This is a genomic window from Streptomyces sp. NPDC056296 (assembly GCF_042268605.1).
In the GTDB taxonomy this organism is placed as follows: Bacteria; Actinomycetota; Actinomycetes; order Streptomycetales; family Streptomycetaceae; genus Streptomyces.
In genome coordinates this window covers 77,060-89,017 of sequence record NZ_JBHJRX010000041.1, presented here as the reverse complement: position 1 = coordinate 89,017, position 11,958 = coordinate 77,060, and the positions used below count along the sequence as shown (strand labels likewise).

At 70.7% G+C, this 11,958-nt stretch carries 11 protein-coding genes; 7 read left to right on the top strand and 4 right to left on the bottom strand.

Annotated features, from left to right (window positions below; genetic code table 11):
- Positions 1 to 228 precede the first annotated feature (228 nt).
- A complete protein-coding gene (locus ACFCZF_RS27640; protein WP_376673911.1) occupies positions 229 to 474 on the top strand; it encodes a hypothetical protein in 246 nt (81 codons plus the stop codon).
- 49 nt (positions 475 to 523) lie between these two features.
- Here the strand turns inward: ACFCZF_RS27640 and ACFCZF_RS27635 are convergent, their stop codons facing one another.
- The 3 genes from ACFCZF_RS27635 to ACFCZF_RS27625 form a co-directional block, all read right to left on the bottom strand.
- Entirely contained in the window at positions 524 to 1,615 is a 1,092-nt protein-coding gene (locus ACFCZF_RS27635; RefSeq protein WP_376673910.1) for a S1C family serine protease, read from the bottom strand.
- A 78-nt stretch (positions 1,616 to 1,693) separates the two neighbouring features.
- Complete coding sequence (locus ACFCZF_RS27630) at positions 1,694 to 2,395, bottom strand: class I SAM-dependent methyltransferase (protein WP_376673909.1); 702 nt, start codon at positions 2,393 to 2,395, stop codon at positions 1,694 to 1,696.
- 83 nt (positions 2,396 to 2,478) lie between these two features.
- Positions 2,479 to 3,117, bottom strand: coding sequence for a DUF3043 domain-containing protein (locus ACFCZF_RS27625; RefSeq protein WP_376673916.1), 639 nt, complete (start codon positions 3,115 to 3,117; stop codon positions 2,479 to 2,481).
- Positions 3,118 to 3,376: 259 nt separating this feature from the next.
- On the opposite strand from ACFCZF_RS27625, the gene ACFCZF_RS27620 reads away from it, so the two are divergent.
- From ACFCZF_RS27620 to ACFCZF_RS27600, 5 genes are all read left to right on the top strand, one after another.
- Entirely contained in the window at positions 3,377 to 4,180 is an 804-nt protein-coding gene (locus ACFCZF_RS27620) for a PspA/IM30 family protein (protein WP_375923338.1), read from the top strand.
- 20 nt (positions 4,181 to 4,200) lie between these two features.
- A complete protein-coding gene (locus tag ACFCZF_RS27615; RefSeq protein ID WP_375923298.1) occupies positions 4,201 to 4,485 on the top strand; it encodes a hypothetical protein in 285 nt (94 codons plus the stop codon).
- Between the two features lie 259 nt (positions 4,486 to 4,744).
- Positions 4,745 to 5,974, top strand: coding sequence for a sensor histidine kinase (locus tag ACFCZF_RS27610; RefSeq protein WP_376673908.1), 1,230 nt, complete (start codon positions 4,745 to 4,747; stop codon positions 5,972 to 5,974).
- Complete coding sequence (locus ACFCZF_RS27605) at positions 5,971 to 6,654, top strand: response regulator (RefSeq protein WP_376673907.1); 684 nt, start codon at positions 5,971 to 5,973, stop codon at positions 6,652 to 6,654. Before ACFCZF_RS27610 ends, ACFCZF_RS27605 begins: the two co-directional genes overlap by 4 nt.
- 155 nt (positions 6,655 to 6,809) lie before the next feature.
- Positions 6,810 to 9,929 carry an efflux RND transporter permease subunit gene (locus ACFCZF_RS27600; protein WP_376673906.1) on the top strand — a complete coding sequence of 1,040 codons (3,120 nt, stop codon included), beginning with the start codon at positions 6,810 to 6,812 and terminating at the stop codon, positions 9,927 to 9,929.
- Positions 9,930 to 10,030: 101 nt separating this feature from the next.
- Here ACFCZF_RS27600 and nadA read toward each other — a convergent pair whose 3' ends face one another.
- The gene (gene nadA, locus ACFCZF_RS27595; protein ID WP_376673905.1) at positions 10,031 to 11,227 is read right to left on the bottom strand and encodes a quinolinate synthase NadA; all 1,197 of its coding nucleotides are present in this window, start codon (positions 11,225 to 11,227) and stop codon (positions 10,031 to 10,033) included.
- Between the two features lie 264 nt (positions 11,228 to 11,491).
- Here nadA and ACFCZF_RS27590 point away from each other — a divergent pair, with 264 nt between their 5' ends.
- Positions 11,492 to 11,848 (top strand): iron-sulfur cluster assembly accessory protein, encoded by a 357-nt coding sequence (locus ACFCZF_RS27590; protein ID WP_053129615.1) that lies wholly within the window; start codon positions 11,492 to 11,494, stop codon positions 11,846 to 11,848.
- The last annotated feature ends 110 nt before the right edge of the window (positions 11,849 to 11,958 follow it).

Here is an 11,958-nt window from a genome sequence, read left to right as displayed (position 1 = left end):
CAACACCGACCATCGAACCCACAGAACCGCCGTCCACATCGAGATCAACGCATCGCCAAGCCCGCCAGACGACTAACCGAACGGCATTGCCCCTAAGGGGCGCGGGCGGTCCCGGCCCCCCGTTCCCCGGCCTTCTACGGCGGACCCGGCTCAGCGCATAGGCTGCGGTCGGAGGCCGGACCAAGATCCGGCTTCCGCTCTGCATGTGCTCACATCTTGGAGGCGTACATGGCGGCATGGACGTGGCGGTTCGAGACGGCCGGCGGGACGGAGGTCCAGCCCGCGGTGCAGCCCGAGGAGTTCACCACGCAAGGGGACGCCGAGTCCTGGATCGGTGAGTACTGGAAGGACATCAAGGAGGGCGGCACCGACCAGGTGCGGCTGTTCGAGGACGCCACCGAGATCTACGGCCCGATGAGCCTGCACGCCGAAGAGGCCGAGGCGGCCGAAGCGGCCGAGGAGCCGGGGGCCTGACCTGCGGGCGGGGGCGGGGGCGGTTCCGACCGGGCCGCCCTCGCCTCCGTCACTGTTCGCCGAGCGTCACCTCGGCGGTGCGCTCGTCGCCGTCGCGGGTGTACGTCACCTTCGTCCGGTCACCCGGCTCCATCGACGCCAGCGCCTCGGCCAGCGAGGTGATCGTGGTGATGTCCGTGTCGCCCAGCCGGACGACGACGTCCCCGGGCCGCAGCCCCGCCCGGTCGGCGGCCCCGCCGTCACTGACCTCGACGACGGCCACGCCCGCGGGCCGGTAGCCGTCGTCGACGACCGTACGGGCGGTGACACCGAGCGCCGCCCGGCCCGAGTCGGTCACCCGGCCGTCCTCGATGATCTGGTCGGCGACCGTCCTCACCATCGACGCCGGGATGGCGAAACCGATCCCGGGCGCCGCGCTGTCGCTCATGCCCGGGTCGGTCGCGGCCAGCGTCGGGATGCCGATCACCTGGCTGTCGAGGTTCACCAGGGCGCCACCGCTGTTGCCGGGGTTGATGGCCGCGGACGTCTGCACCATGTTGCCGATGGTCGCGCCCGTACCGCCCCCGCTGCTGCCCTCGGTGACGGTCCGCCCGGTCGCCGAGACGATGCCCTGCGTCACGCTGGAGGACAGCCCGAGCGGCGAGCCCATCGCCAGCACGATCTGCCCGACCCCGACCTTCGAGGAGTCCCCGAAGCGGGCCGCCCTCATGCCGTCGGGCACCTTGTCCAGCTTGATGACGGCGAGGTCCTGCTCGGGGTATGAGGAGACGAGTTCGGCGGCCAGGGGGTCCTCGGTGCGGGCGGTCGTCACCCGGAAGGACCTGGTGTCACCGACGACGTGCGCGTTCGTGACGACGTGCCCCTTGTCGTCGTACACGACCCCCGACCCCAGGGAGTCGCCCGCCTGGATCTGCACGACCGACGGGAGTACGTCCTTGATCACCCGCTCGTAGTCGGCCTGCAGATCGTTGGCCGCGCGCGGCGCCGCGGCCTGAGCCGTGTCGCCCTCCCGCTCGCTCCGGGCGCCCGGAGCGGACCCGACGCCGGAGCAGCCGGCGACGAGCAGCAGGGAGCAGGCCAGCGCGGCGACCGGGCCGAGCAGCCGTGGCACACGGGTACGGGAAGCGTGGGAAGCGTCCATGCCCCGAGTCTCGACGCGCACCGGGAACGCGGCCCCCGGGGAACCCCCGAACGGGCGCCGCGCGGTACTGCCCCGGCCCTACCCCCGCACCCCGCACAGATGAAGCAGCGCCGCGATCCGGCGGTACGGGTCCGTCCGGCCGGCCCGTTCCTCGGCGGCCAGCAGGGTTTCGAGGCCGTCCGGGACGTGGGCGTCGTCGGGTGCCGTGTCCGTGAAGACCCGGACGCCGTACCAGGTGTGCAGCGGGGCGCCGATGCTCGCGAGCTTGGCCGTCAGCGTCGCCCGCCGGTCCGCGCGGACCTCGATGCCGCCACCGTCACGACAGACGGTGGTGTCGAAGGCCGCCAGGGCGTCGGCCCACTCGCCGCGCAGGCCGGGGCGCATCGCGAGCGCGTCGCCGTTGCGGACCAGGAGCGACAGCAGTCCGCCCGGGGCGAGCATCCGGGCCAGCCCCGCGAGCAGCGGGTCGGGCTCCTCGACGTACATGAGCACCCCGTGGCACAGCACCACGTCGAAACTGCCCGGCAGGAAGTGCACGCCGGTGTCCCGGCCGTCGCCCTCGACGATCCGCATCCGTTCCCGGATGCCCTCGGGCTGGCCGGCCAGGGCGCCGCGTGCCGCGGCGATCATCGTGGCGTCCCGCTCGACGCCGGTCACCTGGTGCCCGGCCCGCGCCAGCCGGAGCGACTGGACGCCCTCGCCCATGCCGACGTCCAGCACCCGCAGCCGCTTGCCGACCGGGAAGCGCCCGGCTATCTGCTCGTCCAGCTGCCGGGCCACCAGCTCCCGCCGTACGACGTCCCGCAGACCACCCGGCCTGTCCAGCCAGGCATCGGCCGCGCCGCCGGCGAACGGCGTCGTGCTCAGGGCCGCTCCCCGCGCTTGACCTGGGGCTTGGGCAGCCGGAGCCGGCGCATCTGGAGGGAGCGCATCAGCGCGTAGGCGACCGCGCCGCGTCGGCGCTCGTCCGGGAAGCGCTCGGCGAGACGCTTCTTCAGCCGGACGCCGGTGACGATCGAGTCCAGCACGATCATCACGATCACGACCAGCCACAGCAGCAGCGCCACGTTCTGCAGCGAGGCCACCCGGATCATGCTCAGCACGAGGATGACCACGGCCATCGGCAGGAAGTACTCCGCGATGTTGAACCGCGAGTCGATGAAGTCGCGCGCGAACTTGCGGACCGGGCCCTTGTCACGGGCCGGCAGGTACCGCTCGTCCCCCTTCGCCAGCGCCTCGCGCTGGCGCGCCATCGCGGTCCGGCGCTCCTCGCGCTGACGCTTGGCGGCGTCCTTGCGCGTCATCGGGGTGTTGGCGACGCTGCGGCGCTGGGACTGGGCCGCACTGCGCTTGGGCGTCGGCCTGCCCTTCGGGGCCTGCGGGTCACGGGGCTGATTGGAGTCGGTCACCGGCGTCTTGACGAGGCTCGGTGACTTCTCTTCCTTGGCGCGGCTACGGAACACAAAACCCAAGGGTACGGGGTGCCGGGGTGTGGACCCCAGTCCGGTGGGGAACGATCCGGCAACGCCGGTCGTCTGTAAGTGGACAGAGGGGACGTTGCGTACACCCCGGGGCACCGGGTCATTCCGGACAACCCCGGGGAGCACCTACTCCCTACGCCGGACCGGGAGAGTACGCAGTCGTCCTTGGGGATGAGCGCATCCGTCCCCGAACAGTGCGGTAATGGATGCAGGGCCCGTACTGTGGGTTCTGTCGCAGGTGCTGGAGCTGGAGTCGGTCAGAAGGGGGCGCGCGAAGCCCATGAGCGGTGTCATGAAGCGTATGGGGATGATCTTCCGCGCGAAGGCCAACAAGGCCCTTGACCGGGCCGAGGACCCGCGCGAGACCCTCGATTACTCGTACCAGAAACAGCTGGAGCTGCTCCAGAAGGTGCGCCGCGGCGTCGCCGACGTGGCGACCAGCCGCAAACGCCTGGAGCTTCAGCTCAACCAGCTCCAGTCCCAGTCGTCCAAGCTGGAGGACCAGGGCCGCAAGGCGCTCGCGCTGGGCCGCGAGGACCTGGCCCGCGAGGCGCTCTCCCGGCGCGCCGCGCTCCAGCAGCAGGTCACCGACCTGGAGACGCAGCACGCCACCCTCCAGGGCGAGGAGGAGAAGCTCACCCTGGCGGCCCAACGCCTCCAGGCCAAGGTGGACGCCTTCCGCACGAAGAAGGAGACCATCAAGGCCACCTACACGGCCGCCCAGGCGCAGACCCGCATCGGCGAGGCGTTCTCCGGCATCTCCGAGGAGATGGGCGACGTCGGCCTGGCCATCCAGCGGGCCGAGGACAAGACCGCCCAGCTCCAGGCCCGGGCCGGCGCCATCGACGAACTGCTCGCCTCCGGCGCCCTGGACGACCAGTCCGGCATGCACAAGGACGACATCCAGGCCGAGCTGGACCGGCTCTCCGGTGGTACGGATGTAGAGCTGGAACTGCAGCGCATGAAGGCCGAACTGTCCGGGGGCAGCACCTCCGACCGGCAGGCCATCGAGGGCGGTCAGGACCAGGGCCAGGCGCAGTCCAAGCAGCAGCCGCAGGACACCCCGCGCTTCGACAAGCAGTAGCCCACGCCTAGGAGGGCGACATGATCGTACGGATCATGGGGGAGGGACAGCTGACGCTGGCCGACGGCCGTCTCACCGAGCTGAACAAGCTGGACGACGAGCTCCTGGCCGAAATGGAGAACGGCGACGGCCCCGGCTTCCGCGCGACCCTCCAGGCCCTCCTGGCCAAGGTCCGCGAACTGGGCGAGCCCGTCCCGGACGACTTCCTGGAGCCGTCCGACCTGATCCTCCCGTCCCCGGACGCCACCCTGGAGGAGGTCCGCGAGCTACTGAGCGACGACGGCCTGATCCCGGGGGGTTCCTGACGGACACCGGTCGGCACTTCCAGCCCGTCCGGTACCTCCAGCCCGTCCGGTACCTCCAGCCCGTCCGGTACCTCCAGCTCGTTCGGTACCTCCAGCTCGTTCGGTACTTCCAGTCCGTCCGGTACTTTCAGCCCGTCCGGCGTTTGAGGACGAGGCCGTTCAGGCCGAAGCGGGGGTCTGGGGGCGCAGCCCCCGGCCAACGCCCACTGAATGCGGGCCCACTCATAAGACACGCCCACTCCAGCTACCGTAAATCGCCGTGAGCACCCTCGCCCGCGCCCGCTGCACCATCGGCGCCCACCCCTCCGCCCTGGACGCGGCCATCGCGGTCGCCGTCCTGGTGTGCATGGTCGCCGGCTCCTTCGTGGACCCGCACGGTCCCGAGGGCGTCAGCTGGGGCCTGCGTACGCCGGACGCGCTCAGCCTGGCCCTCATGGCCGTCGGTGCCGCGGCGCTCGTCTTCCGCCGCCGCGCTCCGATGGTGGTCCTCGCGGTCACCGGCGGCGTCTCCGTGGCCGAGAGCGTCACCGGCGACCCCCGTGCCCCCGTCGTCATGTCCGCCGTGGTCGCCCTCTTCACCGTCGCCGCCTCCACCGACCGCCCCACCACCTGGCGGGTCGGCCTGGTCACGATGACGGTGCTGACCGGCGCCGCCATGCTGGCCGGGCCCCTGCCCTGGTACGCGCAGGAGAACCTGGGCGTCTTCGCCTGGACCGGCATCGGCGCCACCGCGGGGGACGCGGTCCGCAGCCGGCGTGCCTTCGTGCAGGCCATCCGCGACCGGGCCGAGAAGGCCGAGCGCACCCGCGAGGAGGAGGCCCGCCGCCGGGTCGCCGAGGAGCGGCTGCGTATCGCCCGCGACCTGCACGACGTGGTCGCCCACCACATCGCCCTGGTCAATGTCCAGGCCGGGGTCGCCGCCCACGTCATGGACAAGCGGCCCGACCAGGCCAAGGAGGCCCTCGCCCACGTACGGGCGGCCAGCCGCTCCGCGCTGGACGAGCTGCGCGCCACCGTCGGTCTGCTCCGCCAGTCCGACGACCCCAAGGCCCCGACCGAACCCGCCCCCGGTCTGGACCGCCTCGGCGAACTCGTCGCCACCTTCCACCACGCCGGGCTGCACGTCGAGGTGGCCCGCACCGATCAGGGCACCGACCTGCCCACCGCCGTCGACCTGGCCGCCTACCGCATCATCCAGGAGGCGTTGACCAACGTGCAGAAGCACGCGGGGACGCGGGCGAAGGCCGAGGTCAGCGTCGTGAGGGTGGGGCCGAACATCGAGGTCACCGTGCTCGACGACGGCGCCGGCGAGGGTGAGGCCCCCAGGGCCCCCGCCGACGGCGGCGGCCACGGCCTGCTCGGCATGCGCGAGCGGGTCACCGCCGTGAACGGCACCCTCACCACCGGTCCCCGCTACGGAGGCGGGTTCCGGGTCCATGCGATCCTTCCGATCAGGAACCGCACCGATGCCGCGGAGGGCCCCGTATGACGATCCGTGTCCTGCTCGCCGACGACCAGGCGTTGCTGCGCAGCGCCTTCAGGGTGCTGGTCGACTCCGAGCCCGACATGGAGGTGGTGGGGGAGGCGTCCGACGGCGCGGAGGCGGCCCGGATGGCCGCCGAGCAGCGGGCCGACGTGGTGCTGATGGACATCCGGATGCCCGGCACCGACGGCCTCGCCGCCACCCGCATGATCAGCGCCGACCCGTCCCTCGCCCATGTCCGCGTGGTCATACTGACCACCTTCGAGGTCGACGACTACGTGGTGCAGTCGCTGCGCGCGGGCGCCTCCGGCTTCCTCGGCAAGGGCTCCGAACCCGAGGAACTGCTCAGCGCGATCCGCGTCGCGGCCGGCGGCGAGGCGCTGCTGTCCCCGGCCGCCACCAAGGGGCTGATCGCCCGCTTCCTCGCCCAGGAGGGCACGGCCGGCGAGGACCGCGACCCCGCCCGCGCCGAGCGGCTGGAGACGCTGACCGTGCGCGAGCGCGAGGTGCTGGTCCAGGTCGCCGGCGGGCTCTCCAACGACGAGATCGCCGAGCGGCTGGAGGTCAGCCCGCTCACCGTGAAGACGCACGTCAACCGGGCCATGTCCAAGCTGGGCGCCCGCGACCGGGCCCAACTGGTCGTCATCGCGTACGAATCCGGGCTGGTACGTCCAAGGGTGGAGTGACCGCCGCCCCGGCGTACTGCGGCGGGAGTATGCGCCGCATAAGGAAATGGACCTGGGACCTAGGGAACCGGGGTCACTCATGGACCAGGGTGTGGGGTGGGCGTACAGATGTGCCCCGTCCCCTCCGCTCGGCCACAGAAGAGAGACCCTGACCCATGTCCTGGCTGTCGAGATTCAGCCTCGCGCAACGGGCCCTGATAGGCCTGATGTCGATCGTCGCGCTCGTCTTCGGCGCGATCGCCATCCCCCAGCTCAAGCAGCAGTTGCTGCCCACCATCGAACTGCCCATGGTGTCCGTGCTGGCGCCGTACCAGGGCGCTTCGCCGGATGTGGTCGAGAAGCAGGTCGTCGAACCGATCGAGGACAGCCTCGAAGCCGTCGACGGGATCTCCGGCATCACCGCGACGGCCAGTGAGGGCAACGCCGTCATCATGGCGTCCTTCGACTACGGCAACGGCACCCAGCAGCTCGTCGCCGACGTCCAGCAGGCCGTCAACCGGGCCCGCGCCCAGCTCCCGGACGACGTGGACCCGCAGGTCATCTCCGGCTCGACGGACGACATCCCGACCGTCGTCCTCGCCGTCACCTCCGACAAGGACCAGCAGGCGCTGGCCGACCAGCTCGACAAGACGGTCGTCTCGGAGCTGAAGGACGTCGACGGCGTCGCCCAGGTCGTGGTCGACGGCGTCCGCGACGTCCAGGTCACCGTCACCCCCGACCCGGCGAAGCTCGCGAAGGCCGGCGTGAGCCCGCAGGCCCTCGCCCAGTCCCTCCAGGCCGGCGGCGCGACCGTCCCCGCGGGCTCCTTCGACGAGGCCGGCGCCAACCGCACCGTCCAGGTCGGCGGCGGCTTCACCTCGCTGAAGCAGATCCAGGACCTCATGGTCACCGGTGAGGGCGTCGACAAGCCGGTCCGCCTCGGTGACGTCGCCACCGTCCAGGAGGAGGAGGCCAAGGCCGACTCCCTCACCCGCACCAACGGCGAGCCGAGCCTCTCCGTCGCCGTCACGATGGACCACGACGGCAGCGCGGTCGCCATCTCGAACGCCGTCGAGGACAAGCTCCCCGACCTGCGCGAGCAGCTCGGCTCCGGCGCGACGCTCACCGTCGTCAGCGACCAGGGCCCGGCGGTGTCCAAGGCCATCTCGGGTCTGACCACGGAGGGCGGGCTCGGTCTGCTCTTCGCCGTCCTGATCATCCTGGTCTTCCTGGCGTCGATCCGCTCGACCCTGGTCACCGCGGTCTCCATCCCGCTGTCGGTGGTGCTGGCGCTGATCGTCCTGTGGACCCGTGACCTGTCGCTGAACATGCTGACGCTGGGCGCGCTGACCATCGCCATCGGCCGGGTCGTCGACGACTCGATCGTGGTCCTGGAGAACATCAAGCGGCACCTCGGCTACGGCGAGGAGCGCCAGGAGGCCATCCTCAAGGCGGTCCGCGAGGTCGCCGGAGCGGTCACCTCCTCGACGCTCACCACGGTCGCCGTGTTCCTGCCGATCGGCCTGGTCGGCGGCATGGTCGGCGAGCTGTTCGGTTCCTTCAGCCTGACCGTGACCGCCGCGCTGCTGGCCTCCCTGCTGGTGTCGCTGACGGTCGTCCCGGTCCTGTCGTACTGGTTCCTGCGTCCGCCGAAGGGCACCCCCGAGGACGCGGACGAGGCCCGCAGGCTGGCCGAGGAGAAGGAGGCCAAGAGCCGCCTCCAGCGCCTCTACGTCCCCGTCCTGCGCTTCGCCACCCGCCGCCGCCTCACCAGCGTGGCCATCGCGGTCGTCGTCCTGCTCGGCACGTTCGGCATGGCGCCGCTGCTGAAGACGAACTTCTTCGACCAGGGCGAGCAGAAGGTCCTCAGCATCAAGCAGGAGCTGAAGCCCGGCACCAGCCTGGCCGCGACCGACGCCCAGGCCGAGAAGGTCGAGAAGCTGCTCGGCGACACCGAGGGCGTCAAGGACTACCAGGTCACCATCGGCTCGTCCGGCTTCATGGCCGCCTTCGGCGGCGGCACTGACACCAACCAGGCCTCGTACCAGCTCATGCTGGAGGACTCGGCGAACGCCGAGGACGTCCAGGACCACATCGAGGACGGGCTCGCGAAGCTCGACGGCATCGGCACCACCACGGTCGCCGCCGGTGACGGCTTCGGCAGCCAGGATCTGAGCGTCGTCGTCAAGGCGGCCGACGCGCAGGTGCTCCGCGAGGCCTCCGAGGAGGTCCGCGAGACGGTCGCCGGGCTCGACGACGTCACCGACGTCACCAGCGACCTGGCGCAGAGCGTGCCGCGCATCTCGGTCAAGGCCAACGCGAAGGCCGCCGCGGTCGGCTTCACCGACCAGACGCTCGGCGCGGCCGTCGCCCAGGCGGTGCGCGGCACCCCGGCGGCCAAGGCGATCCTCGACGACACCGAGCGCGACGTCGTGATCAGGTCGGCTCAGCCGGCCGAGACGCTGGCCCAGCTGAAGACCCTGAACCTGGGTCCGGCCAAGCTCGGCGACATCGCCACGGTCGAGCTGGTGGACGGCCCGGTGTCGATGACCCGCATCGACGGGCAGCGCGCGGCGACCATCACGGCCAAGCCGACCGGGGACAACACCGGCGCGGTGGGCACGGAACTCCAGTCGGAGATCAACGGTCTGGACCTGCCGGCCGGTGCCACGGCCGAGATCGGCGGCGTCACCGCCGACCAGGACGAGGCGTTCGTCAACCTGGGCCTGGCCATGCTCGCGGCGATCGCGATCGTGTTCATGCTGCTGGTCGGCACCTTCCGGTCGCTGGCCCAGCCGCTGATCCTGCTGGTCTCGATCCCGTTCGCGGCGACCGGCGCGATCGGCCTGCTGCTCGCCACGGGCACCCCGATGGGCGTCCCGGCGATGATCGGCATGCTGATGCTGATCGGCATCGTGGTCACCAACGCGATCGTGCTGATCGACCTGATCAACCAGTACCGCAAGCAGGGCCACGGCGTCGTCGAAGCGGTCATCGAGGGCGGCCGGCACCGTCTGCGGCCCATCCTGATGACGGCCCTGGCGACGATCTTCGCCCTGCTCCCGATGGCGCTGGGCGTCACCGGCGAGGGCGGCTTCATCGCCCAGCCGCTGGCGGTGGTGGTGATCGGCGGTCTGATCACGTCGACCCTGCTGACCCTGCTGCTGGTCCCGACGCTCTACGCGATGCTGGAACTGCGCAAGGAGCGGCGCGCGAAGAAGAAGGCGGCGAAGAAGGGCGGCGACGTGCCGCCGCAGGCGGAAGCCTCGGACGCGTCGGAACCGGCGAAGGTCTGAGACCGCGAAAGGGCGCAGGTCCCGCTCCGACACCGAAGGTGGTCGGGCGGGACCTGCGCCTTTTGAACATCCCGCACGGGCGGCGGGTGGGAAAGAACCCGCTACGGCAGGGCCAGCATCCGCTCGAGCGCCAGCTTCGCGAACGCCTCCGTCTCCTTGTCCACCTCGATGCGGTTGACGAGGGTGCCCTCGGCGAGCGACTCCAGCGCCCAGACCAGGTGCGGCAGGTCGATGCGGTTCATGGTCGAGCAGAAGCAGACCGTCTTGTCGAGGAAGACGACCTCCTTGTCCTCGGCAGCGAAACGGTTCGCCAGCCGTCGGACCAGGTTCAGCTCGGTGCCGATGGCCCACTTGGAACCGGCCGGGGCCGCCTCCAGGGCCTTAATGATGTACTCGGTCGAGCCGACGTAGTCCGCCGCGGCCACGACCTCGTGCCGGCACTCGGGGTGCACCAGCACGTTGACGCCCGGTATGCGCTCACGCACGTCGTTCACCGAGTCGAGGCTGAAGCGGCCGTGCACCGAGCAGTGACCCCGCCAAAGGATCATCTTCGCGGCGCGCAGTTCCTCGGTGGTCAGCCCGCCGTTCGGCTTGTGCGGGTTGTAGAGGACGCAGTCCTCAAGGGACATGCCCATGTCCCGCACCGCGGTGTTGCGGCCGAGGTGCTGGTCGGGCAGGAACAGCACCTTGCTTGTCGAGGGCTCCCCCTGCTCGAAGGCCCAGTCCAGGGCCCGCTTGGCGTTGGACGACGTGCAGATGGTGCCGCCGTGCTTGCCCGTGAACGCCTTGATGTCCGCGGACGAGTTCATGTACGAGACGGGCACGACCTGCTCGGCGATGCCGGCCTCGGTCAGCACGTCCCAGCACTCGGCGACCTGCTCGGCCGTCGCCATGTCCGCCATGGAGCAGCCGGCGGCGAGGTCGGGCAGGACCACCTTCTGGTCGTCGGAGGTCAGGATGTCGGCCGACTCCGCCATGAAGTGCACACCGCAGAAGACGATGTACTCGGCCTCCGGGCGCGCGGCCGCGTCCCGGGCCAGCTTGAAGGAGTCACCCGTGACGTCGGCGAACTGGATGACCTCGTCGCGCTGGTAGTGGTGACCGAGCACGAAGACCTTGTCCCCGAGCTTCTCCTTGGCCGCGCGGGCGCGCGCGACCAGGTCCGGGTCGGAGGGCGAGGGCAGGTCGCCGGGGCACTCCACGCCGCGCTCGCTCCTCGGGTCGGCCTCGCGGCCGAGCAGCAGCAGGGCGAGGGGCGACGGCTGTACGTCGAGCTCCTGGGTTTGGGCGGTGGTCACGACACGCACCCTTTCTACTTTTCGTCGAACTGACGCTATATATCATAACCGGTTCACGTCAGTTTGACGACGCCCATTGTGTCGGTGTGACGTGAATCCCGGTGCCCGAGCCGCCGTCCACAGCCGCTGTTCGCTCTCCGGGGCGTGTGCGAGCATGAAGGGAAGGCCGAGGAGCAAGACACGGGTCCGTCCCGGAATGAATCCGCGGCCCCGCCGGTTGGAACCGTCGGCAAGCAGTCTCCGTACAACCTTGGAGAGATGTAGATGTCCGTATCGGACGAGACCACCACCGTCACCGACGGCATCATCCTGACCGACGCCGCCGCGGCCAAGGTCAAGGCCCTGCTCGACCAGGAAGGCCGTGAGGACCTGGCGCTGCGCGTCGCCGTCCAGCCCGGCGGCTGCTCCGGCCTGCGCTACCAGCTCTTCTTCGACGAGCGCTCGCTCGACGGCGACGTGGTGAAGGACTTCGACGGCGTCAAGGTCACCACCGACCGCATGAGTGCCCCGTACCTGGGCGGCGCCACCATCGACTTCGTGGACACGATCGAGAAGCAGGGCTTCACGATCGACAACCCGAACGCGACGGGTTCCTGCGCCTGCGGCGACTCCTTCAGCTGAGCCGCGCGACGAGAGGGCGGGGGGAGGGGAGAAAAAACCGAGCGACCCACCCTCTCCTCCCCCACCCCACTCTTACTCCGACCAGCCCCCCCACAGCTGGATAGGATTAA